24 protein-coding genes are annotated in these 24,764 nt (G+C 47.4%); 15 read left to right on the top strand and 9 right to left on the bottom strand.

Annotation, left to right across the window (positions count from 1 at the left end):
* Positions 1–8 precede the first annotated feature (8 nt).
* From ACKX2L_RS00290 to ACKX2L_RS00265, 6 genes are all read left to right on the top strand, one after another.
* Entirely contained in the window at positions 9–1,607 is a 1,599-nt protein-coding gene (locus ACKX2L_RS00290) for a discoidin domain-containing protein (RefSeq protein ID WP_497552376.1), read from the top strand.
* 21 nt (positions 1,608–1,628) lie between these two features.
* Positions 1,629–2,426 (top strand): hypothetical protein, encoded by a 798-nt coding sequence (locus ACKX2L_RS00285; protein WP_331347910.1) that lies wholly within the window; start codon positions 1,629–1,631, stop codon positions 2,424–2,426.
* Positions 2,426–3,961: a hypothetical protein gene (locus tag ACKX2L_RS00280; RefSeq protein ID WP_497552375.1), complete on the top strand. Its 1,536-nt coding sequence runs from the start codon at positions 2,426–2,428 to the stop codon at positions 3,959–3,961. The genes ACKX2L_RS00285 and ACKX2L_RS00280 overlap by 1 nt, the downstream gene beginning before the upstream one ends.
* A gap of 14 nt (positions 3,962–3,975) precedes the next feature.
* Positions 3,976–4,302 (top strand): hypothetical protein, encoded by a 327-nt coding sequence (locus ACKX2L_RS00275; RefSeq protein ID WP_135358250.1) that lies wholly within the window; start codon positions 3,976–3,978, stop codon positions 4,300–4,302.
* A 4-nt stretch (positions 4,303–4,306) separates the two neighbouring features.
* The gene (locus tag ACKX2L_RS00270) at positions 4,307–4,576 is read left to right on the top strand and encodes a phage holin family protein (RefSeq protein ID WP_066647697.1); all 270 of its coding nucleotides are present in this window, start codon (positions 4,307–4,309) and stop codon (positions 4,574–4,576) included.
* Between the two features lie 117 nt (positions 4,577–4,693).
* Entirely contained in the window at positions 4,694–5,662 is a 969-nt protein-coding gene (locus tag ACKX2L_RS00265) for a GH25 family lysozyme (RefSeq protein ID WP_497552374.1), read from the top strand.
* A 107-nt stretch (positions 5,663–5,769) separates the two neighbouring features.
* Here ACKX2L_RS00265 and ACKX2L_RS00260 read toward each other — a convergent pair whose 3' ends face one another.
* Positions 5,770–7,911 carry a diguanylate cyclase domain-containing protein gene (locus tag ACKX2L_RS00260; protein WP_497552373.1) on the bottom strand — a complete coding sequence of 714 codons (2,142 nt, stop codon included), beginning with the start codon at positions 7,909–7,911 and terminating at the stop codon, positions 5,770–5,772.
* Positions 7,912–8,437: 526 nt separating this feature from the next.
* Between ACKX2L_RS00260 and ACKX2L_RS00255 the strand changes: the two genes are divergently transcribed.
* The 9 genes from ACKX2L_RS00255 (at position 8,438) to ACKX2L_RS00215 (ending at position 16,867) form a co-directional block, all read left to right on the top strand.
* Positions 8,438–8,761, top strand: a complete 324-nt coding sequence (locus ACKX2L_RS00255; protein ID WP_497552372.1) for a hypothetical protein — start codon at positions 8,438–8,440, stop codon at positions 8,759–8,761.
* Positions 8,751–9,884 (top strand): DUF2800 domain-containing protein, encoded by a 1,134-nt coding sequence (locus tag ACKX2L_RS00250; RefSeq protein WP_331347904.1) that lies wholly within the window; start codon positions 8,751–8,753, stop codon positions 9,882–9,884. Before ACKX2L_RS00255 ends, ACKX2L_RS00250 begins: the two co-directional genes overlap by 11 nt.
* Positions 9,885–9,886: 2 nt before the next feature.
* Positions 9,887–10,447, top strand: coding sequence for a DUF2815 family protein (locus ACKX2L_RS00245; RefSeq protein ID WP_105305031.1), 561 nt, complete (start codon positions 9,887–9,889; stop codon positions 10,445–10,447).
* 18 nt (positions 10,448–10,465) lie between these two features.
* Positions 10,466–10,729 carry a hypothetical protein gene (locus ACKX2L_RS00240; RefSeq protein WP_441486425.1) on the top strand — a complete coding sequence of 88 codons (264 nt, stop codon included), beginning with the start codon at positions 10,466–10,468 and terminating at the stop codon, positions 10,727–10,729.
* Positions 10,730–10,804: 75 nt separating this feature from the next.
* A complete protein-coding gene (locus ACKX2L_RS00235) occupies positions 10,805–12,787 on the top strand; it encodes a DNA polymerase (protein ID WP_497552371.1) in 1,983 nt (660 codons plus the stop codon).
* A 90-nt stretch (positions 12,788–12,877) separates the two neighbouring features.
* Positions 12,878–13,297 (top strand): helix-turn-helix domain-containing protein, encoded by a 420-nt coding sequence (locus ACKX2L_RS00230; protein ID WP_497552370.1) that lies wholly within the window; start codon positions 12,878–12,880, stop codon positions 13,295–13,297.
* A complete protein-coding gene (locus ACKX2L_RS00225) occupies positions 13,294–13,464 on the top strand; it encodes an SHOCT domain-containing protein (protein ID WP_167836628.1) in 171 nt (56 codons plus the stop codon). The genes ACKX2L_RS00230 and ACKX2L_RS00225 overlap by 4 nt, the downstream gene beginning before the upstream one ends.
* 50 nt (positions 13,465–13,514) lie before the next feature.
* Positions 13,515–15,302 carry a recombinase family protein gene (locus tag ACKX2L_RS00220; protein ID WP_497552369.1) on the top strand — a complete coding sequence of 596 codons (1,788 nt, stop codon included), beginning with the start codon at positions 13,515–13,517 and terminating at the stop codon, positions 15,300–15,302.
* Entirely contained in the window at positions 15,281–16,867 is a 1,587-nt protein-coding gene (locus ACKX2L_RS00215; RefSeq protein ID WP_105305026.1) for a recombinase family protein, read from the top strand. Before ACKX2L_RS00220 ends, ACKX2L_RS00215 begins: the two co-directional genes overlap by 22 nt.
* Positions 16,868–16,960: 93 nt before the next feature.
* On the opposite strand, the gene ACKX2L_RS00210 is transcribed toward ACKX2L_RS00215, so the two are convergent.
* The 8 genes from ACKX2L_RS00210 to ACKX2L_RS00175 form a co-directional block, all read right to left on the bottom strand.
* A complete protein-coding gene (locus ACKX2L_RS00210) occupies positions 16,961–17,197 on the bottom strand; it encodes a cytochrome C (RefSeq protein WP_105305025.1) in 237 nt (78 codons plus the stop codon).
* A gap of 13 nt (positions 17,198–17,210) precedes the next feature.
* A complete protein-coding gene (locus tag ACKX2L_RS00205) occupies positions 17,211–17,372 on the bottom strand; it encodes a hypothetical protein (RefSeq protein WP_167836627.1) in 162 nt (53 codons plus the stop codon).
* 48 nt (positions 17,373–17,420) lie between these two features.
* Complete coding sequence (locus tag ACKX2L_RS00200) at positions 17,421–17,885, bottom strand: hypothetical protein (protein WP_105305024.1); 465 nt, start codon at positions 17,883–17,885, stop codon at positions 17,421–17,423.
* 181 nt (positions 17,886–18,066) lie between these two features.
* Complete coding sequence (locus tag ACKX2L_RS00195) at positions 18,067–18,756, bottom strand: type I restriction-modification system subunit M N-terminal domain-containing protein (RefSeq protein WP_497552368.1); 690 nt, start codon at positions 18,754–18,756, stop codon at positions 18,067–18,069.
* Between the two features lie 438 nt (positions 18,757–19,194).
* Positions 19,195–20,172 (bottom strand): type IV pilin protein, encoded by a 978-nt coding sequence (locus ACKX2L_RS00190; protein ID WP_497551898.1) that lies wholly within the window; start codon positions 20,170–20,172, stop codon positions 19,195–19,197.
* 36 nt (positions 20,173–20,208) lie between these two features.
* Positions 20,209–21,051 carry a type IV pilin protein gene (locus ACKX2L_RS00185; protein ID WP_497552367.1) on the bottom strand — a complete coding sequence of 281 codons (843 nt, stop codon included), beginning with the start codon at positions 21,049–21,051 and terminating at the stop codon, positions 20,209–20,211.
* Between the two features lie 256 nt (positions 21,052–21,307).
* Positions 21,308–22,270, bottom strand: coding sequence for an alpha-hydroxy-acid oxidizing protein (locus ACKX2L_RS00180; RefSeq protein WP_497552366.1), 963 nt, complete (start codon positions 22,268–22,270; stop codon positions 21,308–21,310).
* A gap of 110 nt (positions 22,271–22,380) precedes the next feature.
* Complete coding sequence (locus tag ACKX2L_RS00175) at positions 22,381–24,540, bottom strand: HD-GYP domain-containing protein (RefSeq protein WP_497552365.1); 2,160 nt, start codon at positions 24,538–24,540, stop codon at positions 22,381–22,383.
* Between the last annotated feature and the right edge of the window lie 224 nt (positions 24,541–24,764).

The raw sequence follows: 24,764 nt of genomic DNA, 5'->3' as shown, positions 1-24,764 counted from the left end.
AGGATAAGATGGATAGTAAATGTAAGATCCGTTTTCAAAACGAATATACCGTCACCGTAGAGCGGTGCGGCAAGAAAAAAGAATACCACTTCGGAAATGTGGTTCTCTCGAACATGCTGAACGTGAGCTTCAACTTCACCGGAGTCCGTCTTGGCTCCGGCACGGGAACTCCGGCCAGCTCAGATACTGACGTATTTACAAAGCTCTGGGATATCACCTGCACAAAGACCGTTTCGCTTGATGAAGAGAAACAAGCTGCCATCCATACGCTGGTCGGCGAAGTTCCTCCGGATACCGACCATGTCGGAACCATCACGGAGCTTGGCGTTCTGGTAAGCTCAACGGTTGTCACCCATGCCCTCATCAAGGACGCCGAAAGCAACCCGATCACGATTAAAAAGGATGATCTCACCCGCGTGATCGTAACTGCCAGAATTACCATGACACTCTCTGCATCCAGTCCTTGGATCGCAGTGCCTGTCCGCCACACTCAGCTTTACATGAAAAAAGCAAAGGATGACGAGGGACAGGAAACAGAAAGAGGCTGGGGCGATCTTGGATCGCTGTTTCTGGAGCTCTGCACGAACAGCAATGCGGCTATCGGCGACGGCGAAATGACAAGCACCTATTCGTACATCGGCACGAGTTATGGCAGCTACTATTGCACGAACTCCTGCTACGGCTACGGAAAAGCGCAGAGCAGCAATTCCTATGCAGACAGCAAACGGACAGCTAAGTTTGACTTCCGTGCGCCTGCAACACTGCTTGATTATCCGGTGTACTTCAATACCATCTTGATCGGTGGCGTCTGCTATGCAGAACTTCCCAATTCCGAGCTTGTGCCGAATTATACGATCACCGGATATCCGGTGGGTACCGGCGACGGAACAACGAAAGATTTTCTCTGCCCGTTCAGTTATTTTGTGAAGGACACGGATTCTATTACCGTGGGTGGCAATACTCTAACTCGTGGCGTAGATTACACGGTTATCAATGACAACAACCATGAAATGCTGCAGGAGCTGACACCTTTTGCAAGAGCCAAAGCATCCGGCGGCAACCGGGAGAAAAACCGGTCCGGAGTCGGCCTCTTCACAAGGCCCCTCTACAAGTGGCCTTCCAACTATCCGACGGATTTCGGAAACACCAATGGCTGGTATTCCAATTACAAGGATTCGGAATTTGTCTCCCGGATCTATAAGGGCAACCCAGTGATCTTTGATCTGGGTGATTCTTATGAACTCAATAAGTTTAGACTCCCCGCTTCCTTTACGGCGGCAACTTTCACGTTAAGTGTTTCTACCGACGGAGAGACTTATACAGAAGTTTTCTCAGAAGCAAAGGCCGCAAACACGGTTCTGGAAAAGGACTTCGATGCGACGGGACGTTACTGGAAACTGGAAACCACAGCAGATACATCGACGGTGGATTTCAGTGCAGATCCGGCAGCGGTTCCTTTCCTTGGCAAGGTTCAGGACGGATACATTCACTTCAAGGAGGCTCCGGCAAGCGGAGCTGCGATCACAATGAATGTTACGATGGATCGCCCGTTCAAGACAGGAGAAACAGTCATCGATTACTCAGCGACTCTTGAAATTACAGTCTGACAGAAAGGAGGAGATGTGTTCATGGCACTTACCTTTGATAAGACGATCAATCTGACAGCGTATGACAAGAACCCATCTCCGAAGTTTGTCCGGCAGCTATCCATCACTCATGAGGCTACTGACGGAGAGCTGGTCCAGTACTATGTTCTCCCCTCCTCTATGACCGAAGAGGATAAAAACACTCACGCAATCGGAATCTACGATGAAGAAAACAAATCGTGGTCCTATACAGACTACGACGAAGTGCAGTGGAATACTCCGGGACAGAGAATTGCAGGAAACCGTCTGGAGAGGCTTGGCGTGAAGACGTTTCCGGATGTTGGAGCCATTGCCTTTTATAAGATTGCTTTTCGTGACATCTCAAGAATTGTCGCACCTGTAAATCCCAAAAATGAAAAGACCGATGCTCCGAAACTTTCTGCTGTCCAGAACAGTGATGGCACGATTACTTTCACAATCACGCCTCCGGAAAAGACGGAATACCGCTGCTATCGTCTTGTGATGATGGACGGTGCTTTCTCCGTGGATCATATCAGCTATGATCTGACATTTGCCGTGGATCCTCCGATTGTCTCGGGAACCTATGACTGTTTCTGTATCGGATTTCCGGATGAAGGCCAGTACTGCTCCAAGGACAGCAACGTGATCCGGCTTTCCATCACTGGAAAAGAAAGCACTTATGAGGAACCCTATTATTCCAAGGATGATCTGGATGCTTTGAAGATAAGGCTTGCTGATACTTACTCGAAGAAGGAAATCGACGATGCGCTTGCTGCTCTCAACGCAAAGCTCGAAGACGGAGACATAGGGGAATATTAATGAAGAAGCTATATACCGAAGAAAACATACAGCTCATCGCCGATGCCATCCGGGAAAAGAACGGTGAGACCAGAAAATATAAGGTGTCAGAAATGCCGGCTGCTATTCTTACTCTCCCGACAGATGGCTCGGAAGGCGCCGGTGGTAAGAACTACGTATTCATTACGGATTCCAAAGAGACTGTGATTTCTGAGTTTCCGCACGACATCAGCACTGTCTGGCTCCTCTCCGATACCATCCTGTCACCGGATATTGAGCTGAAAGATATCGACTGCTCTGTGGTATCGGCGGTTTCCTATGTGAACCGGCTGATGTTAAAACTCACAATCGATACCAGCCAGGTGAAAAAAGGAGAGGAATTTTCTATCCGCATAAACAGCGATGGATATCTGAACCACAACGGAAACTCCATCCGGCGAAAGCTCCCGATCATCAATACGCTGGATCTTTTTGATAACACCGATCTGGGCAGAAATACCATAACCAATACCTATTCCGATGAGGGAACCTGCAGCATTACCACTTCAAAATTCGGTATCATTCAGTTTCCGAATCTGCAGGCGACGCTTTCAAAGGCAAGATCGCTGTACACTTCCTGCTCAGTTACCGGTAACTGCCTATTTAATGCCGGCGGCTGTACGCTCGGTATCAACCAGAGAGATAACGGCTACAAAACAATCAGCCTTCAGGAGGTCCCTGTAGATGATGCCATTTCATCCACGAGAATCACATGGGACGGCTACATGCCCTATAGCCAGAACGAATCCAACCGTGGAATGTGGGACCTGTATTTCCTTGGCAACGGCGATTTTTATATCCGGATTACATCACTCGGCACAAACGGCAGCGGATCATACCAGATCAACGGGAATAGCTTCACGAATCCCGGCGCTGGTGGATATGTCTCGTTTTACCGGAAAGATTACTATGGAACGAAGTTTGATATCGTAACTGAGAAATACGATATTACAAAACACCACTCCGGGGCTGACGAGGTTCTGAAAAGCATCAGCTTAACCGATGTCCTCGCTGATGTAGATGGCCTTTCCTACATCTTGAAGAGTGATGTAGATGATCAGACCTATACCGTCGGGAACGAAAACTTCTCGTGGCCGCTGGCTGGTAAGACTTACACCACGTTCTACGTCAGCACGAACTCGTGGATCGGAGTCACTGGTTCCGGTTCAGAAGAGGTCAAGGTAAACCGAAAAGACGCCAAGGCGCATCTCCTCTCACACGGGAACTACAAGCTGACTGATATCGGCATCACCTGCTACAAGATCCGATGGGAAGGATATCAATACTACAGTGGCAGTTCCTCTGTGAATCAGATCTGGGAGCTTTATCTTTTTGAAAATGGTGATGCCATGATTCGGATGGAGAAGAAATCGACCTCGGACGGCACGTTTTCTTTCTTTGGCACGACCTTCTCCATAAACGAAGGAGAATGCGTCTCTTTTTATCGGACCGGTGAATCGACCGGCAAGTTTACGGCTGCAACAGAAGTCTATGACATTGCAAAGCATGTGTCATGAAGGAGGTGATACCGTTGATAGACTTCATTTTGAAGTATTGGATTCAGGAGTTGTTCGCTCTGGTCATCGCCATCATCACATGGCTTTGGCGAGCACTTCTGCGAAGGAAACAGGAAAACGAACAGATCAGAGAAGGAATGATGGCACTGCTGCACGACCGGATTTATCAGGCCTGCAGCTTTTTTATTGCTCGGGGATACTGCACTCCGGAAGATCGGAGCAATCTGGAGTACCTGTACAAGCCATACAAGGCACTTGGCGGCAACGGAACCGGAGAAACCCTGTACAAAAAGTGTCAGGAACTGCCCCTCTCGGCAGACAGTAAAGAAAAGGAGGAATGAAGCTATGGACTTTGGAATCGCTAGTGTGGCAGCAATCACGGTGATCGCCTATCTCGTCGGTATCGGCTGCAAGGCGGCTGGCTCCGTGAAGGATGAGCTGATCCCGGTGATCTGCGGTTGCGTCGGTGCCGTGCTCGGAATCGCCGGGCTGTATCTCATGCCGGACTTCCCAGCCAAGGATATCATCAACGCCCTCGCAGTCGGCATCGTATCCGGTCTTGCAGCAACCGGTGTAAACCAGATCTACAAGCAGCTGACCAAAACGAATCAGTGAGAGGAGGTGATCCTCATATCTCGGCTGCTCCTTCCGTCAAAGGAGCGCTTCCGGCTCTTTGGGCTTCAAAACCCAGGGAGCCTTTCTTATTGTCACAAATCTTAAGGAGGTAAGAACATGAGTGAGTTCAGAGGTATTGACGTCAGCCACTGGCAAGGAGCCATTGACTGGACAAGAGTCAAAGCAGCCGGTATTCAGTTCGCCATTATCAAGTCTGGCGGATCGGATGACGGATTCTACACAGATCCCAGATGGGAAGAAAACTACAGAAATGCGAAGGCTAACGGCGTCGCTGTCGGAGCGTATTATTTTGTCGGGCCTGGCTGCACTTCCGCAGCAGACGGAAAGGCAGATGCAGAACGCTTCCTTGCACAGCTCAAGGGAAAGCAGCTCGAATATCCTGTCTTTATTGATCTGGAAGCCACTGCTCCTTCTGCCAAGGCAGGCGCTACGGAAGCTACGATTGCATTCTGCCGAGCACTGGAAGCGGCTGGATATTTTGCAGGGATTTACAGCTCCACCGATTCCGGCTTCCGTGAGAGACTGGATGATTCCAAGCTCACGCCATTCACACATTGGGTCGCTCAGTATGCTTCCAAATGTACCTATTGCGGGGCTTACGGGATCTGGCAGTATTCTTCCACCGGCTCAGTAAACGGCATCAGCGGAAACGTCGATATGGATATTTCCTACATCGACTATCCGTCCACTATTAAGACCGGTGGATTCAACGGGTTTGCAAAGCAGCAGGCTCCTGCTCCCACTCCGGCACCAGCGCCGGCAAGAAAGAGCGTGGATGAAATCGCGCATGAAGTTCTGAGCGGTTCATGGGGAAACGGAGACGACAGGAAGAACCGTCTTGCTGCCGCTGGATACAGCTATGACGCTGTTCAGACCAGAGTAAATGAGCTGATGGGGGCCCATAGCCAGCCGCAGGTGATCTATTACACCGTGCGTTCCGGTGATACGCTCTCTGCCATTGCAAGGAAGTACGGCACATCTGTCGGCACAATCCAGAAGCTCAATCCTACGCTGATCCGAAATGTGAACCTGATCCAGGTTGGATGGAAAATCCGCGTAAAGTAAGAAATGGCCAGAAGACGACTCTTATGAGCTATCCTCTGGCCTTATTTTTTTCTCTACAAACTGGAAGTTGTTGGGTTCTTTACATAGATTAAATATCAATTTATAAATCAAACTCGTCTTCTATCTTTTCCTGTTCGTCTATAATATTCATCCTTATCTGCATACATCAACTTATCAGCCATTGCCTTAATTTCTTCAAAATTAAGTTCTATATGTTCTGAACAAACAACTACTCCCTTAGACACACTAAGTTCAGAAATAAGATTTCCCTGGAAGTTTTCAGTTAAATAATCAAATGTCTTAACTGCATCCTGTGCTTCTTCTCTCGTTCCTCTCAGTAATGCAACAAACTCATCGCCACCTACACGATACGTCCTTCCAAGACCTGAGAATGCATTATCCATACACTTCGAAGCGCCAATAATTAACTCATCCCCTGCTTCATGACCAATATTATCATTAGCTGCTTTTAAACCGTTCAAATCCATCATAACAAGAACGTATTCTGTTAAGTTATTATTTTTCTTGATTCTTTCACAGTCAACTTCAAACCCTCGTCTATTATATAAGCCTGTAAGCTCATCCTTTATAGATGCTTCATATCTTCTGTTGTATGCATCCTTTGCCTTCTTCTCTCTCATACTAATAATAACAAATGAAGTTGCCATTATTAATACGCCTGCAATAAAGATTAAAACAATTGGAAGTATAATTTTATTTACATCCAGTTTAACAGGATTATTATCTCTTATTACTATATACCAATCAAATCCTTCGAGATACTTGGTCATATAACAGCCATTCTCCGATAACTGATAATAAAAATCATCATCTGATATATTGCCAAAATATGAATTATCCAAGTAGTCTGTTTCTATAGAACTTACATCCGTATCAACCTGTATAAGTCCATCATGATTAACTAAATATACTTTGATATTGTATTCTTCCTCGAACCTGGCAAGTATGTCTACAAGGTCATTCATATCAATTCCGATACCACATACTCCCAAAATGTCTCCATTCGTGTCAATAATACCGTAATTAATAAACACCGAAAGACTCCCGTTATTATCTTCATCAGTATCAACATTGATTACATATCTTTTCCCTGAATCCAAGTAATCCTTATACCATATATCATGGCTGTCATTTTCAACATCAAGATACCTACTTATTCCATTATATGTATAATATGCTCTTGTTTTATCCGAAACAACAAATACCATTTTATAATCAAATTCATTACCAATGGATACCAGACGATTAGTTATATCATCTTTTACACTATCCTCCTCTTCTCTGGTTTTCCCCTCTATGTAGGTTCTTATATCAATATCACTGCTAATCGTCTGAGAAACAGTAATTGGCTTAATAAATTCATTCTCAATCTTTGCTGAAACCATCTGCGCAATTGTTCTGCTCTGTATTTCAGAGTTTTCCTTAGTTACCTGCTGAATCACATTCACACATGCTATGATGGAAACACTCATGCTAAGCAGCATTATGATAAACATAATAACAGCATCAAATCTGCTGCCATTAATCATATTCGTATATTCATCCCTCTTATGAGACCAATCATACATATATGCAGCAAACATTACGAATGAACCTATGCCCAGTCCTAAATTGGTTATAGAAAATCCATAAATAAAGGACTGTACAACTGTTGCAATTATTGGAATAAACGAAAACAGCATCATTGAAATGAAGCTTCGTCTTTCCAAATACTTTCTATATTTAATCGCCATACCTGCTCCTATAAATATGACGACAAGTAATATTAGTGTATATACATACCAAAAATTATTCCTGTGATAATAATTTGCCTCATCGAAATAATACATCCATGGATAAAACAAATTAACCACAACAATGAAAATATTAATGCACGAAAAGATATTGGCAATTTTAACACTATTGCCACTTACTTCAGCACCTTTTTCAACAAAAACAGAACTAACATACCTAACATAGGTATTTGCCATTGCTATGTTCATAGCAAATACCATAAGATTCGCAATTCTAGTTACTAAAATATTAAAAGGACCCAGGTTACCTCTAAAAATATAGGCCAAAGTCTCTCCAAAAAACAGAACTGTAGCAATAAGAAATAATCGAACGAACATCCTCATACTCTTCTGTTTTGGATTATTTGCTTTAATTGAAACAAAAATTATTAGACAGAACAAACAAAAGAACATATCCATTGTTGCCTGTGCAATTTCAAGACTTGTAATATTCATCTATTTTTTTCCTCGTCGGTTGATACTCTTTTTTACCTTATATTTGAATTGATGGATAATGCTTGTTTTTTTATTCTTATACAAGATTACTGTTTTTTCTTCGAAAGGTAAATTTATCAATTCTGCAACTTCCGATTTGTTGTTCTCTAATCTGATTCTATACCACTCTGTCTATACCGTTCAATAAATATCTGTTCCTTGCCTGAAGGTATCCTCTTCGAATGCCCGCAGGCTTTTTTTATTTTTTCTCATTCAGGGGTGCGTTTCTCCCCTCCTTTCGAGGACGGAAGACATGAAGGGAGAACAACAAAGAATCGAGGTGATGACATGAAACTCAGACACAGAATCCGCATCAACGTCACGGACAGCTCCGGACGCAGGACAAAGGTAGTAAGCAGCGGTGTCCGCCACCTTCCGATGAAACTCCTCACAGCTCTCTTCGGGGAAAACACGGAAGTACTAATCCTCTCTCCTGGTCAGAGCGTCCAGTCAGTAGAAATCCATGAAATGAAAGGAGGCGAAACAAATGCCTCAGGAAGAACTGCTTAAGGCAATCGCAGAAGATTTCCGCAGAACAGCCGACCACATTGAAAAGCTCACAGGTGCAGGTGTAGAAAGCCCCGCCGATCCTAAAGCGGAAACGGCCCCGTCTGCAGAAAACGTACCGGATGAAAAGCCGGTGACACTCGAGGAAGTTCGCACGGTTCTCTCTGCAAAGAGCAGCGAAGGCTATGGAAGCCAGGTCCGCGATCTCATCCACTCATTCGGTGCAGAGAAGCTCAGCGCGGTCGATCCCTCACACTACAGGGAAATGCTGAAGAAAGCTGAGGTGATCGGGAATGCCGGTTAATCACGCAATGCTCTCTCCTTCCAGTGCACACAGGTGGCTTCACTGCACGCCTTCTGCACTGCTCGAGAAGTCCTTCAGTGATACCAGCTCTCCTGCTTCAGCGGAAGGAACTGCCGCCCATGCCCTTGCTGACCACAAAGTAAAGCGAGCTCTCAAGCGTCGCAGCAAACGTCCGGTGTCTGATTACAACACAGACGAGATGGAGGAATGCACTGACGATTACCGCGACTTTGTCATGGAGCAGCTTGGCAAGGAAAGACAGACCTGCAGTGATGCTCAGGCTTACACGGAGATCGAACTTGACCTTTCAGCTTACATTCCGCATGGCTTCGGGACCAGCGACTGCATCATTGTTTCCGATAACAGGATGCATGTCATTGATCTGAAGTACGGTCAGGGAGTGCTCGTGGAGTCAGAAGAAAACCCGCAGATGATGCTCTATGCACTCGGCGCACTGGATCTCTTCGGAGATCTGTACAACTTCGAGGAAGTATCGCTGACCATCTTCCAGCCGAGACGGGACAATATTTCGACCTGGAACACCACGGTATCACACCTCAGGGAATGGGCAGATGAAGTCTTAAAACCTAAAGTTGCTCTGGCCAATGAAGGACTCGGCGATTACTGCTCCGGCGACTGGTGCCGCTTTTGCAAAGCAGCAGTCAAGTGCCGTGCAAGAGCCGAAAAGCAGCTCGCTCTCGCAAAGTACGAATTCCAGAAGCCACCCCTCCTCTCGGATGAAGAGATTGATGAGATCCTTCCCGATCTCGATCCACTGATGAAATGGGCTGAAGATCTGATGCAGTATGCCACAGATGAAGCTGCCGAACATGGGAAGAAGTGGAAAACCTACAAACTTGTCGAGGGGCGCTCAAAGAGAAAGTACACAGATGAGCAGGCTGTATCAGAGGCCGCGAAGAATGCCGGCTATACCGACATTTACAGGAGAAGCCTCATCCCCATCACGGAAATGGAACGCCTGATGGGTAAGAAAACGTTCCATGAAGTCCTTGGCGGACTTGTGATGAAGCCGCCGGGCAAACCGACGCTCGTACCGAGATCGGACGGGCGACCGGAAATAATGGCAGATGATGTTCATAACGAATTCAAGGAGGAAATTTAATTATGCCTATTAACAATCATTCTACAAAAGTCGTAACCGGTATCGTAAGACTCTCTTATGCAAATGTATGGGAACCGAAGTCCATCAACGGCGGCAAGGAAAAGTACAGCGTTTCGCTGATCATCCCGAAGTCCGACAAGAAGACGATTGACGCCATCAACAAGGCAGTCGATGCCGCTATCGAGGACGGCATCAGCAAGTTCGGCGGCAAGAAGCCGAACAAGGCTGCGATCAAGCTCCCTCTCCGCGACGGTGATATTGAGCGTGATGACGAGGCCTACAAGGACAGCTTCTTCGTCAATGCCAACAGCACCACTCCGCCCCAGATCGTTGATGCTCATGTTCAGCCGATTCTTGATCGCAGCGAAGTTTACAGCGGCTGCTATGCAAGGGTATCTGTCACTTTCTACGCTTTCAACTCCAACGGAAACAAGGGCGTGGCCTGTGGTCTTGGAAATATCCAGAAGATCAGAGACGGCGAGCCTCTGGGTGCTCACAGCAGCGCAGCTGATGATTTCTCCGACTTCTCCGACAACAACGGCGATGATGATTTTCTTGGCTAATAGCAGAAAGGCAACGATATGAAAGACATTCTTGATACAGTTCTCTACATCATCTACGCCCTCTTCGGGCTCGGCGGACTGGGACTCACGATCATTATGGTCGTGATTTCCATCCGGAATACAAAGCGCGACGATGCGTTTGAGAAGGAACTGCACGACCAGAAGATGAAAAACGAGGCAGCCGCTGCAGAGCGTGACAAGGAATTCGCAGCGGAAAAACAGCAATGGGACAAGGAATACCACGAAAGACGCATGGCTGCTCTCGAAGATCTGAAGCACTGACAACTGAATAACGGCAACATGTAACGGCGGCGGGAGGCAGAATTCCCGCCGCTTATTTTTTTATGGAGACACATTATGAAATCACTTAGTATCGATCTCGAAACATTCTCAGACGTCGATCTGAACAAGTCTGGTGTGTACCGGTACACGGAAAGTCCGGCCTTTGAGATTCTTCTCTTCGGATTTGCCAGAGATGATGATCCGGTAACCGTCCTGGATCTGACTGCCGGCGATACTGTTCCTAAAGATGTTCTGGATGCACTAACAGACGAAACAGTGACAAAGTGGGCATTTAATGCAAGTTTTGAACGGATCTGTCTTTCCGCATATCTTAGGAAATATTACCCGGAGCGCTTTGTCACCTACAGTATTCCGGAAGACAGCGTCCGAAATTACCTCGACCCGGCATCCTGGCGCTGTTCCATGATCTGGTCTGCCTATCTTGGCCTTCCCCTCTCTCTGAAAGGCGTCGGCGAGGCATTAGATCTCGAAGAACAGAAAATGGCAGAAGGCAAGGAACTCCTCCGCTACTTCTGCACTCCGTGCAAGCCGAGAAAGGCGAACAGCGGCAGAACAAGGAATCTTCCCTCTGACGCACCGGATAAATGGGAGGTCTTTAAGAAATACAACCGCCGCGATGTCGAGGTGGAAATGTCCATTAAAAAGCACCTGCGTAACTTCCCTGTCCCGGAATCGGTCTGGGAGGAATACCACATCGATCAGGAGATCAACGACAGGGGCATTCTTGTAGACCTTGAGATGGCAGAACAGGCCATTGCAATTGACAGCCGGTCAAGAGCCTCTCTTACCGAGAAGCTCAAGAAGCTGACCGGTCTTTCCAATCCGAACTCTGTCGTGCAGATGAAGGACTGGCTGAGTGCCCACGGCCTTAAGACAGATACCCTTGGCAAGAAGGCTGTGGCATCCCTTCTGGAAACTGCTCCGGATGATCTGAAGGAAGTGTTAAAGCTCCGTCAGCAGATTGCCAAATCCTCTGTAAAGAAGTATCAGGCCATGCAGAACGCTGCCTGCCGGGACCACAGAGCAAGAGGAATGTTCCAGTTCTATGGAGCAAACCGCAGCGGACGATTTTCCGGGCGGCTGATTCAGTTACAGAACCTTCCTCAGAACCACATGCCGGATCTGGCGGAGGCAAGAGCCCTCGTAAAAAACGGTGACTATGACTCTCTTGATCTTCTCTATGATTCTGTTCCGAACGTTCTGTCCGAGCTGATCAGGACTGCTTTTATTCCCCGTCCTGGCATGAAATTCATCGTCAGCGACTTCTCTTCCATCGAGGCAAGAGTCCTGGCTTATCTCTCTGGTGAACAGCATACGATGGACTCCTTTGCCAGAGGAGAAGATATCTATTGTGCTACGGCATCAGCGATGTTCCATAAGCCGGTCGTCAAACACGGCATCAACGGTGAGCTCCGGCAGAAAGGTAAGATCGCGGTTCTCGCCTGCGGCTATGGCGGCTCCGTCGGCGCTCTGAAGGCGATGGGAGCGCTCGACATGGGACTGCAGGAAGAGGAACTTCAGCCGATTGTGGACGCATGGCGTGCCGCCAATCCGCATATTACAAAGTTCTGGTGGGACGTCGACCGTGCTGTGAAGGAGGTCATCCGGACAAAGGGAACCCGGGAAGTCAGAGGAATCCGGTTCTTCTACAAAAGCCAGCTGCTCTTTATCCATCTTCCTTCCGGCAGAGATCTGGCCTACGTGAAGCCGATGATCCAGCCGAATCAGTATGGCGGCGAATCCATCACATACATGGGCATTGGATCCACGAAGAAGTGGGAACGCATCGAATCATACGGTCCGAAGATCGTGGAGAACATTACCCAGGCGATCAGCCGCGACATTCTCTGCTACGCCATGCGGACGCTCTCCCACTGCTTTATCTGCGCTCATGTGCACGATGAGCTGATCATCGAATGCGGCATGGACGTATCCGTCGACGCGGTCTGCGAGCAGATGGGCAGAACTCCTCCGTGGGCACCCGGCCTTCTGCTCCGTGCGGACGGCTACGAATGCGAATTTTATAAGAAAGACTGACGTTTCTGACGGGCAGACGCACTTTTTAATCCGAAGGGGTGCGTTTTGCCCGTCTTTTTGAGGACGGAAGACATGAAGGAGGTGCTCATCATGACAGATGAACAGAAAACCCGTATCTTCCGTATGAGAGAACAGGGAATGAGCTATGACGCGATTGCCGAAGCCCTCTCCCTTTCCAAGAATACCGTCAAGTCTTACTGCCGCAGAAACGGCTTCGCCGGAAAGCGTGTCCCGGCGCAGAAAACCGCTGAAGAACCCGCTGAGTTCTGCCCGAACTGCGGAAAGCCTGTCCGGCAGATTCCGGGAAGAAAACATATCCGGTTCTGCAGCAGTGCCTGCCGTCAGGAATGGTGGAACAGCCATCTGGACCAGGTGCATCGGAAAGCGGTATATGACTTCACCTGCGCATGCTGCGGCAGACCCTTTTCCGCCTATGGCAACGCACACCGGAAATACTGCTCTCACGCATGCTACATCAAAGCGAGATTCAAAGGAGGCGCTGACCAGTGAATAAAGAAAAATGCGAAGCCGAGCGCCACTACCAGGCGAGCCTGTCGGCAGCAAAATCCATGCTGAAATCCGGCATCATCACCCGGAAGGAATACGACGAAATTGATACAATCCTGCTCCGCAAATACCGCCCTGTTTTCGGCACTTTATTCTCAGATAACGCTTGATACCATCGGCGGGTCTGAGTGATGAATAGACACGGAAAGGAGCTGATTTCATGAAGAAAATTACAGAAATCAAAAAGATGAAACCGGTCCTGCCGGAGCGGAAAAAGGTCGCTGCCTACTGCCGTGTATCCATGGAAACAGAACGGCTGCACCATTCCCTCTCGGCGCAGGTATCCCGTTACAGCGAACTGATCCAGAGCAATCCACAGTGGGAGTTCGCCGGGATCTACGCCGACGAGGGCATCAGCGGGACAAAGGCGGAAAAGCGCCCGGAGTTCATGCGTCTTATTGCAGACTGTGACGCCGGAAAGATCGACATTGTACTGACGAAAAGCATCAGTCGGTTCGCGAGAAACACCGTTGACCTTCTGAAAACGGTCCGGCACCTGAAAGACATTGGCGTGGAAGTCCGGTTTGAAAAGGAAAACATCCGCTCCCTCAGTGATGACGGAGAACTGATGCTCACGCTGCTCGCTTCCTTCGCGCAGGAAGAGTCGCGTTCCATATCTGAGAATGAAAAGTGGAGCGTGAAAAAGCGGATGGAACAAGGCATCCCGACTGCAAAGCCGCCCATTCTCGGATATAAATGGGTGGGAAATCATCTGGAGATTGTCCCGGAAGAAGCCGCAGTAGTCAAACGCATTTTTCAGAATTTTCTTGACGGAAAGTCCCGACTTGAAACAGAACGCGAGCTTGAAGCGGAAGGTATTCGTTCCGTGAACGGAAACGTCATGCGAGACTCCCAGCTAAAGCACATCCTTAACAATATTACCTATACGGGTAACACTCTTCTGCAGAAGGAATTCGTAGAGGATCCAATCACGAAAAAACGCCGAAAAAACAAAGGACAGCTTCCACAGTATTACATTGAAAACACGCATGAAGCCATCATCGACTACGACACATGGAAATATGTGCAGGACGAGATGGAACGGCGACGGGAACTCGGAGCTCTGGCGAACAAGAGCTTGAACACCTGCTGCTTCACTGGAAAAATAAAATGCCCATACTGTGGATTCAGCTACATGCACAACCATCGCAACAAGAACGGTCACCCTCAGGAATACTGGAATTGCGGCAGCAAGAAGAAAAAACAGGAACCCGATAAGAAGTGCCCGGTCGGTGGCACAATCAGCCAGAAGGCGCTCGAGAAAGCCTGCTGTGAAGTGCTTGGGCTTTCCGAATTTAACGAGGCTGTATTTCTTGAAAAGGTTGACCATATCGAAGTGCCGGAGAAATACACGCTCCAATTCTTCTTAAAAGATGGAACGAAGATCACCCGTCCTGCTCCGAATACCGGCCATCAGGACTGTTGGACAGCTGAATATCGGGCTGAGACTTCAAAGAAGCGCCGTGAGCATCCCTACGCCAAAGGCACAACAGAGCTTTCCGGAAGAATCAAATGCACTGCATGCGGCTGTAATTTCCGTCGTTGCACGCAGCCTGCTTCCAATCCGAACAAGCCGAAAATGCACTACTGGCGCTGCTCAGCTCATGGTAAAGGCTGCATAACTATTGGATTACGCGAGGACGTCCTGAAGAAGCAGATCGCCGAGGTCATGGGAATTCCTGAATATGATGCGGATCTTTTCAAAAATCAGATTCCGCTGATCTATGTGAAAGACAAAGATCTTCTGGAAATTCACTTTAAAGACGGACGGGTCGAAACTACGCAATACGCTCCTCCGGAAAAGACCTTCACGCCTCGCAGCGAAGAATCTAGAGAACACATGCGGCAGCTCATGAAGGAAAGATGGACTCCGGAATATAAGGCTCAGATGAGCAGGAAGATGAAACAGATAAGGAGTGAGAAATTTTGGAACAGCAGCGGAAAGTAAAAACCATCCCGGCGACGCTGACGCCTATTACCGCCACTCCGATTGGCGAGAACAAGAAACGCCGTGTCGCAGCCTATGCCCGTGTATCCACCGATCATGATGAGCAGTTCACAAGCTACGAAGCTCAGATCGACTACTACACGAAATACATCAAATCGAGAAGTGACTGGGAATTCGTCAAGGTCTATACAGACGAGGGAATTTCCGGCACCGGAACGAAAAAGAGAATCGGCTTCCGCACCATGATCGATGATGCCCTTGCCGGAAAGATCGACCTGATCGTCACGAAGTCCGTCAGCCGCTTCGCAAGAAACACGGTAGACAGCCTTACGACCATCCGTGAGCTGAAGGAGCACAGCGTCGAATGTTATTTCGAGAAGGAGAATATCTGGACCTTCGACGGTAAGGGAGAACTTCTGATCACAATCATGTCAAGCCTCGCGCAGGAAGAATCCCGCAGCATTTCCGAGAACTGCACCTGGGGCCAGAGGAAACGGTTCGCCGACGGAAAGGTGACCGTGCCGTTCAAACGCTTCCTCGGATACGACCGAGGGCCTAACGGCGAGCTGGTAGTCAATGAAGAACAGGCCAAACTTGTAAAACGGATCTACCGGATGTTTATGGAAGGCACAACACCTTACGGAATTGCCACTAAGCTCACGGAGGAGAATATTCCATCACCAAGTGGCAAGCAGAAATGGCATGCCGGAACGGTAAAGGCTATCCTCTCCAATGAAAAATACAAGGGTGACGCACTCTTGCAGAAGTCCTTCACCGTCGACTTCCTGACCAAGAAAACAAAAATCAATGAAGGTGAGGTCCCGCAGTACTATGTCGAAAAGGACCACGAAGCAATCATTGATCCGGAGATCTTCGATCAGGTCCAGGATGAACTGAAGCGCCGCTGCCCCGGTAGAAACCGCTACAGTGGCGTTCATGTTTTCTCCGGCAAGGTAAAATGCGGACAGTGCGGGAGCTGGTACGGCTCTAAGGTCTGGCATTCCAATGACAAATACCGCCGGACGATCTGGCAGTGTAATCATAAGTACGATGGCGGTGAGAAATGCAAAACGCCAGTCCTCACGGATGATGAACTCAAGGGAAAATACATCTCAGCAGTCAACAAGCTGTTTGCCGACAAGAAATCGATTCTGGCAGATTATAACGAGATCCTCGCTGGACCGCTTTACGATACTTCCGGACTGGAAAGGAAAAGGACAGAATATGAAGACGAAATGAGTACCGCAGCTGAACTGGTGCAGAAGGAAATCAAGAAGAACGCTCTGGAACCGCAGAATCAGGCAGAATACCAGAAGCGGTATGACACCCTGACAGAACGCTTCAATGCAGCGAAAAAGAGTCTCGCCGACACCGAAGCTGAAATCAGCAGAAAAGAACTCGCCCGCTCTTCTATCCGGCAGTTTCTGGCTACGCTTGGCAAACAAAAAGACCTTGTGACAACATTCGACGCCGTACAATTCCAGAGCCTCGTTGATTTCATCACGGTTTACAGCAAAGATGACATCCGGATAAACTTCAAGAACGGGATGGAAATCAAAGCCTGAAACCAAATATCCATAGAACAAAATGCGCCACCTACGACAAAACCGGAGGTGACGTTTTTTATTCGTTCTGCAGCAATTCACGTATTCTTTTCGTCAGACCTCACTATTGTCTGCTTCTGGATCTACATCTTGTCCGGGATGCATACTGACAGCACCCTTGGCCTGTAAATTGGCTAGATTCTCCAGCATTATCTTTCCGATCTCGGTCGGATCATAATTGCACGCGGAACAAATGAGCCGCAGCCCATCTGGCGTCAACATACGACCATGCCTCGTGTCATCCAGCAACTTCTGATATTCTTCATATTGCTTGTTTGTAATCTTCTTCATTGCTTCGCTTCCTTTAGCAATGTGCAAATGCCTTGATAGCATAAACAGCAACTACTGCTGCCGGAATGCTCATCAAGGCAACAGCAGCTGGCCAACCAGTAAGACTGACATTTACAGTTGAATGCTTTGCTAATTCCGGTGCTCCCATTGTTAAGTTTTCAATCCCATTTTCCATGTTGCTATCCTTTCTCCGCTGCTTATTTGCGGTTGCTATATTTATGCCTCATTGGCCTGCATCGTTTAGAATGGATAGAATCTGACTGATGTAATCCATTGCTTCTTCATCTGAACGCTCAAGAAGTTTTGCGACCTTTCTTACCACTTCTAGACGATCAACAGTAGACATTTCTTGTGTTTTTACTTCAGGAGATGGAATTTCCGTGTACACCAGAAGGCGATTTCCAACTAAGTGACTGTTGTATCTTCCGTTACAGTTTTTAGTGAGGTAGGCAGAAACACCTCTTAAATGATTCCCAATTGCAAAACTGGAAACCATATCTACGGGAACCCTTACCTCAAGGACCACATTGTTTCCGATTAACATCGGAACTTCCAATTGAACATTGTATCTGGAGTACAGGTTAAGAGATGCGCTTTCTGTCGCATCGCGGATGTCCCGTAAACAGTCTGCTGCCTTGATGCTCGAATCAGCAAATTCTATCTGTATGAACTTAGATACCATCTTCATATTTCAGGTCTCCTTTTGTATCTACATTCGGAGTTACTTGTAAATTTGTTCTAAATATATCACGCTTGTTGCCAGATGTAAATACTTTCAGCGTGATTTGTAAAATATTTGGGCTCAAAAAAAATCGGGCTATAACCCGACATCTACATTGCACCCTTATTTTCGACCTTGCACCCTTTTTTCATGCGCACATTCTGGAAATGTTAAATTGTATCATTTTCGGTCGGATGTTTTCCAGCAGTATCCCGGATGTCGGTTCCAGTATGTTGACGATCATTTTCACAAGTGATTTAGGCGTAAAGAAAACGCCGTCGTCCTGAGCAACGTTCTTTGCAAACTTATTCAGGAAGTATTCGTAGATACGTCCAATAACATCTCCGCCAACATCATCCAGCGCATTGTTATTGAAGATTCGGAGAAGCTCTGAGAGAAGCTCATCTGAAAAGATGGTATATTCTTTTGGAAGTACGCCCTTTAACTGTTCGCTCTGATCTTCTACAAGCGACATTGCGTTGTTTACGGCTGCACCAAGGGACGTAATGGGATCCCCATTTTTATCGATTAGAGTTGCCGCAGAGATGTCCGCGGGAAGGTTGACGAGATAATCATACTGTGCCTCGCGAGGAAGAAAGAGCGCCGACTTCTCTGCAAAATCAATCGCCTCTACAGGTATTACTCGCCCATTCCGCATCGGACGATCTTTTAGGATCTCTGCTTCAACCCTTTTGAAGCGTGAATATGCATATCTGAGAAAGATCAGGCCAAGCACAGGCATACAGTACTGATTCGAGGTGAGTTTCGAACCTGCACGAAGCAAGTCTGCTGATTCCCACAAGTCTGATTCAAGCTTTTTGATGCTCTTATTGTCCATGCCGTACTGTCTCCTCCTTGTATGGTTTACATCACTAAAAACGAGGCATAGAGTAATCCAACTTTGCTCCATGCCTAAACTATTACCGCCCTTAGTATGATATTAACCAGTTTTCTGATATTTTTATAATACCATTTCTTCTACAGTCCTGTCATGAAAAGTTGACCGATAGACTTGTAATCCGATGAGAACGAAAAAGCGATGCAGGCATTCAACCCGCATCGCCATATCTGTGTCCTTTATTTCTGTGTCCACGTTTCTCCGCCGTCCGGAGGATAATAGACCGCTTCCAGTGTTATCAGCATGTAGTTTTTCACATTGTTGTTTTCATCTAAGGCAAAGGAGGCAGATAAATGATGCCAGACCCCAGTATCGGGCAGTAGTCCGGGATTTCGGAGTCAAAAGGATGACGGGGATCCGGGATATGAGGCTGTTATATTATTCTGCCTCAGGTTTTAAGTTGATTTTCACCCATATGCCATCATTTGTTAATGGTCCAGACGATTCAGTTCCTCCATCATTGTAAACATAGTAATCATCGCCAACCTTGCAGAGATCCCCCCTATTAACCTTTAGTCTCTTGTTATTGAAATCAGACTGTTTCCAAATCTTGCCAGTAGGCTTTTCTATGGCATACCAGCCTAATATTTTATCCGGAGTAACTTTCAAAGGCTGATCATATTCTACCGCTTCACTACGGGCACCAAAATAAATAACCCCATTATAGCGATATACCATTCCTGGCACAATATTATACCAAAAGTGTGAATTGTCTGGATATCTATCTCTAAGAGCAACTGTCTCCCAATCATTTATCGAAGAATTAAAAACATTAGGAAGGTTTGTAGTCATGTTTATATCATCTGGATTTGCTAAAGAACCAGATCCACCACCTAAACTTCCACCAGTGTTTCCGGCAGTACTTCCACCTCCAGTATTTCCATCAGTACTGCCACCGGCACTTCCTCCAGTACTTCCACCAGTGCTTCCACCAGTGTTTCCACCACCGGTACTTCCGCTACCTGAGTTTCCACTTCCGTCTCCATAGTGAAGGATCACCTTGTCATCCTTATACTCAACCCATGCTGTGCCGCCTGCTTTCGGATCGCCTCCCTCTATCTCCTGATACGTGCCCTCCAGGCTTTTCTTCAGCCCGCTGCTCTGCCACCCATCCTTTTTCTGCTTGAGCTCCACGGCACCGAACTTATCCTGGCCGTTTACATTACCGCCATCGGTTATTGCCTCTGCCATCACCTCTGCATACTGTGATCGAATGTTCGCCGCGTCCGTCGCTTCTCTGGCTTTTTCAAGCTGTGAGGTAAAGATCGGGATGGATATTGCAACCAGTACTCCAATTATGGCGACCACAATGAGGAGTTCCGCAAGTGTGAAACCTTTATTCTTGTTTTTCTTCATTTGTGATTACCTCTTCATAACATTACTTTTATCATATTACCCTTTCGGATTCTTCCGATAAATCGTCTGTCCGCTTTGATTAGCAGAAATTCTAGTCCCGTTTCCCTTATCGTAATACTTTGAAGGATTCCAAGTTCCATCTGCCGTGTACCATTTTCCTTGAATATCATATCCTCCATTCGATAGCTTTGGCAAAACAATTTCATTTACCGAATCAGGCATATTGGCATACATAGCAAAGCTCGAATGCTCCAGCACCGCTTTGGAAAGATCCACCTTTTGCAAATTTGTAAAACCCCTGAACAGATTCTTCGTATTGTCTTCTATTCTCGATCCTTCCGGCGCAACAATCTGCTTTATTTCGTCCGCTGAAACACCGAGTCGCTTAAGTTCATCCCCGATCAACTTGTTGCTTAGATTCTTTTCCGAAAATGTCAGTGTCTTCGTAGAGGAATCATAGGACAGCAATCCTTGAATCCACTGGGCAGTAATGTCAGAACCGTCAATAGTCACCTCAATCACGGAATCCTTCGGCATCCCGGTTGCTCCGGTGATGGAACCATCCGCATCTTCTTTTGTAGATTTCCCATATCCGGACTCCGATACCTTTTTGTCCAAATTCATCGTATTTGTTAGATCTATCTTCGTCACGGAGCCATCATTGTACACATAGGATACAGAGCCACTCTCTCCATTGCTCATATATTCCGCTGCCGCAGCAGCCTTGGCGGATCTCACATTTGCCTGATCCGTGGCAACTCTGCTCTTCTCCAGCTGACTATTAAAGATCGGAATGGATATCGCGACAAGTACTCCGATTATGGCAACAACGATCAAAAGTTCCGCCAGTGTGAAGCCTTTTTTGTTCTTTGTCCTCATGGGATCACACCTCCTATGATTACTGAAATCCCGAAGCAAGCGGGCTGGATTGTCCGTTTATTCCGGGTCTCATCGAAGTCATTGGGACAGGTATAGTCTCTGCACCGCTCATTCAGTATTGTGATACGGCATCCATTATTTGATGTTTTGGTTGATGTTGTGTTCTATATTATAGCTGATGTTGATCCTTTTGTCTTGGTTTATGTTGGTGCTGACTTTGGCGTTTATATCGTGCTTTACGTTGTCCTGCTCACAATCATGCAAGAAGGTGTCTTCCGTGGTACCAGAGGACCGTTGGATCAAATTCACCCAGCGCTGCCACACCGGTATACCCCATCAGCTCTTTCAACTGTCTGTTCATCTGCTGCAGCTTTTCCTTCACAGCCGGTGTCCCGTTTTTCAACAGCCCCGGCAGGATGGCTCGCCCGGTCGAAACAGCATCAGCTCCCAGCGCCATGAGTTTGTATGCATCTCTTCCATCATCCACGGAACAGTCCGCGAAAATCTTCATTTTCCCTGAGACTTTCCTGATATCAGGAAGTATCATCGCCGGCGGTACGGCAAATGGCAGTCTGCCGTGATGATGACTGACTACGATTGCATCCACGCCTGCCTTCTCACAGATGGCGGCATCCTTTACGCTGAGGACTCCCTTGGCAACAAACGGAACTCCCAGTTTATGTGCAGTCTCTGCAAATCCTTCCATATCCTGATCCGTCAGTGTGCCCATTTTTTCGCCATCGACCACATCTACATTTCCATCATTTCCGATGCTGTGATCGATATCAATGCCAACCGCAAATGCCTTATGTTTCACCGCGAAGGCCATCTGCCTCCTGATCTTTTCATGATCGGCAAAAGGCTTGATGATGCGAATGGTATCAGCGCCGACTGCGGCAATGTCCGCATAATCCGCGTCGGACTCCATGCCGACCCAGTTGACGAGTCCCAGATCCTTTGCCGCCTGCGCATACTCTTCCATTGGCCGGTGATCGAGCCCTGCCTTGTTTAAATGCGAAAATGCCGGCATCATGATCGGAGATGTAAATTTCCGCCCCCAAAGCATCATCGAGATATCTGCCGTATGCGTTCCGATAATGCGCTCTTCTATGAGAATTTCATCCAAAAAATGCCTTGTGTGCCAGCTTGCGTTCGATGCATCTTTTGGCAGTGCCGGAATAAGTCCCTCTGGTCCCGGCCAGTTTGCTTCTTTTTCCATCTGTTAACCTCCATACTATGAAAAAACGGTCAGCCATGCTTTCTGCAAAGATACGACCATTTGGAATTGCCGAATCTCTCGAATGCCGCGATATGCGAATATGTCCATATTCAGATCCGCTCTACATTCACTTTCTCCAGATGTTGAAGGAACTCTTCAAATTGACTCACATATTCAGGCGTTTTTCCAGACAGGGTGACAATGGCAAATCTATCATCGAGGGCGATGCAGAGATCCTTCATGGATAGCCTTGACTTTATCTCGCTCAATCCGGCTTTCTCCTTGAAAGTGAGCAGGAATATATCCACATTCCTGTTTCTCTTTTCATCCAGCTTTATGAGGAAGCTGATCATGCGGATATAGTCAGGATGATCGATGTGTGTTCCTGTTTCTGTGAGCTCCAGCATACGTTTTTCAAGGAAAGCAGACTTTAATAGACTTCCGTCCCTCTTCGCCGCCATGCCCTGTATCGTTACCGGATGAATGATGCCGCTGTCGAGAAGATCGATGAAGATCTTCGTGATCGCCGGATCAAATTGGCTTCCACTCGAGCGTACAAACTCCTTGCGCACATCCTGGTCAGACAGGCGTCTTCTGTAAACCCGATCAGAAGTCATGGCATCATAGCTGTCAGCCAGACAGAGAATCCTGGCAACAAGCGGAATCTCACTCCCCGACAGTCCATCCGGATAGCCAGTCCCATCATATCTCTCGTGATGGTGGCGGATACCGTCGCTTAATCCCGGAATATCCATGTCCATTCCGGAGAGAATCTCTGAGCCAACCTCTGCGTGCTTCTTCATGAGGCTGTACTCGTCATCATTGAGGCGTCCCTGTTTGTTGAGAACCGAATCTGCAACGCCCATTTTCCCAATATCGTGCATCAGGCCTATGTAGTGTATTCTCCGAATATCCTCGTCAGTAAAGCCCCAGTCTGCCGCCATGTTTTTTGCAAGGATCGCAGCATAATAGCCCACTCTCTCCGAATGACCTCCCGTGTACTCGTCCTTTGCGTCGATTGCCACCGCGATACTTTCAATCATATTGATGACCATTCGGCTGTGCTTCTCCTCCCGCTGTCTGGCAATGCGGATCTGATCCATCAGGTTCTGAACCAGAGTCGCTGCCGCGAGGAAAATGAGTCCCAGGCTGGAAACGACCCCTAAGCTGTAGAAACGTACTCTGTAGAAGAGCACAAGCTCAAAGACACCCGTGAACAGAAGGAGGATCATCCCTATTGCCGTTGCGAGGTATTGCCGTATCATACCGCTTTGTATATCCCGGATCACATTGACAGCGGTCAGAATAATTCCAATGGCAAGCCACACATGCGATGCAGCCATTGTTTGGTAAAACTCAAGTAAGCCTGTGAAATGCAGCACTACGTTGACAATAATCTGCAGCGTAGACAGCGTGATAATGATGGAATAGGCCCTATGATGTCTTTTGTGCTGAACCGCATCGAAATAAGTGGCAGCAAGCGGAGCAAACAGTTCCATTGCCCAGTATGCAAAATACTGGGACATGGAAGGTCTTTGAAATATCAGCTGACGAAGTTCCGACTCGCTGAAAATCCATGTTGCGAAATCGACCATGAAGAGGCCAAGGAAGAAGCCCGCCTCGGCGCTTGCCGATATGCGCTGCATGATTCTAGATGTTATCGCCAGAATAATGCCGAGAATGATCACCACAAATGCGATGGCGATCTTCGCCACATTATTTCTTACGATTCTGAACCACACATTATTGCCATAGCCAAAGTAGACCTCATTCAGGTTGATACTTGCCTTTGGCACAACCGTGATCGAGATCTCCTTTCCTGCGTCTTCTCTCGTGAGTTCAACGACGTTGTAGGCGCTCGGAATGAAATAGGGCATATTCTTCATGGTCTCCGAGGAATAGGATTCCCGGAGCACTCCATTGATCCGAATGTAGATGTCCGCCATAGAGGAGAATGTGATGAGGCTCATACCATCCTTGAGATCGGAAGGCAAGGTATTTCTGATCGTCAGCTCTTTGGAGTGTATGGAGGCTTCCCGATAGGGAAGAGTGATTGTCCTGTCCTTCCCACCTTCCGTCATCACCCAGCCTTCATTAAAGGCAGTGCTTTCAAAAGATCCGACAGGGGCTTCTGAGACTGGTGCATCTGCCGCTGTTGTCTCTGAACCGGTCCTCTTGTCAACAAGCGCAATAAGGGCAGTCAAAACCGTGACCATCAGCATCACGTACAGGATCCAGCGTACAGTTTTCTCGAGGAGGCGTTTATTCATAGTTCAAACCTCAATAGTGATATCGTGCTGAACAAGAGGCGTCATATTTAATGTTTAGTTAATGTTGTTTTCTATATTATAGCTGACCTTGGTCCTTTTGTCGTGGTTTATGTTGTTGCTGACGTTGGTGCTTATGACGTGGTTTATATTGCTGCTGACGCTGACGTTTATGTCGTGGTTTACGTTGTCCCTGCTCATCTTCTCGGATAGAAGGGCAAGCAATC

It is taken from the genome of Porcibacter vitabionis, from assembly GCF_046263795.1.
Classification (GTDB): Bacteria; Bacillota; Clostridia; order Lachnospirales; family Lachnospiraceae; genus Lachnocurva.
This window is presented reverse-complemented; position numbering and strand designations above follow the sequence as displayed.

Coding starts and splice junctions, on each gene's coding strand:
- ACKX2L_RS00235 (WP_497552371.1), top strand. CDS start 10,805: ATGAAATCACTTAGTATCGATCTCGAAACATTCTCAGACGTCGATCTG.
- ACKX2L_RS00260 (WP_497552373.1), bottom strand. CDS start 7,911: ATGAATATTACAAGTCTTGAAATTGCACAGGCAACAATGGATATGTTC.
- ACKX2L_RS00245 (WP_105305031.1), top strand. CDS start 9,887: ATGCCTATTAACAATCATTCTACAAAAGTCGTAACCGGTATCGTAAGA.
- ACKX2L_RS00190 (WP_497551898.1), bottom strand. CDS start 20,172: ATGAAGAAAAACAAGAATAAAGGTTTCACACTTGCGGAACTCCTCATT.
- ACKX2L_RS00285 (WP_331347910.1), top strand. CDS start 1,629: ATGGCACTTACCTTTGATAAGACGATCAATCTGACAGCGTATGACAAG.
- ACKX2L_RS00205 (WP_167836627.1), bottom strand. CDS start 17,372: ATGGAAAATGGGATTGAAAACTTAACAATGGGAGCACCGGAATTAGCA.
- ACKX2L_RS00185 (WP_497552367.1), bottom strand. CDS start 21,051: ATGAGGACAAAGAACAAAAAAGGCTTCACACTGGCGGAACTTTTGATC.
- ACKX2L_RS00220 (WP_497552369.1), top strand. CDS start 13,515: ATGAAGAAAATTACAGAAATCAAAAAGATGAAACCGGTCCTGCCGGAG.
- ACKX2L_RS00270 (WP_066647697.1), top strand. CDS start 4,307: ATGGACTTTGGAATCGCTAGTGTGGCAGCAATCACGGTGATCGCCTAT.
- ACKX2L_RS00180 (WP_497552366.1), bottom strand. CDS start 22,270: ATGGAAAAAGAAGCAAACTGGCCGGGACCAGAGGGACTTATTCCGGCA.
- ACKX2L_RS00230 (WP_497552370.1), top strand. CDS start 12,878: ATGACAGATGAACAGAAAACCCGTATCTTCCGTATGAGAGAACAGGGA.
- ACKX2L_RS00240 (WP_441486425.1), top strand. CDS start 10,466: ATGAAAGACATTCTTGATACAGTTCTCTACATCATCTACGCCCTCTTC.
- ACKX2L_RS00255 (WP_497552372.1), top strand. CDS start 8,438: ATGCCTCAGGAAGAACTGCTTAAGGCAATCGCAGAAGATTTCCGCAGA.
- ACKX2L_RS00250 (WP_331347904.1), top strand. CDS start 8,751: ATGCCGGTTAATCACGCAATGCTCTCTCCTTCCAGTGCACACAGGTGG.
- ACKX2L_RS00175 (WP_497552365.1), bottom strand. CDS start 24,540: ATGAATAAACGCCTCCTCGAGAAAACTGTACGCTGGATCCTGTACGTG.
- ACKX2L_RS00210 (WP_105305025.1), bottom strand. CDS start 17,197: ATGAAGAAGATTACAAACAAGCAATATGAAGAATATCAGAAGTTGCTG.
- ACKX2L_RS00265 (WP_497552374.1), top strand. CDS start 4,694: ATGAGTGAGTTCAGAGGTATTGACGTCAGCCACTGGCAAGGAGCCATT.
- ACKX2L_RS00200 (WP_105305024.1), bottom strand. CDS start 17,885: ATGAAGATGGTATCTAAGTTCATACAGATAGAATTTGCTGATTCGAGC.
- ACKX2L_RS00290 (WP_497552376.1), top strand. CDS start 9: ATGGATAGTAAATGTAAGATCCGTTTTCAAAACGAATATACCGTCACC.
- ACKX2L_RS00195 (WP_497552368.1), bottom strand. CDS start 18,756: ATGGACAATAAGAGCATCAAAAAGCTTGAATCAGACTTGTGGGAATCA.
- ACKX2L_RS00280 (WP_497552375.1), top strand. CDS start 2,426: ATGAAGAAGCTATATACCGAAGAAAACATACAGCTCATCGCCGATGCC.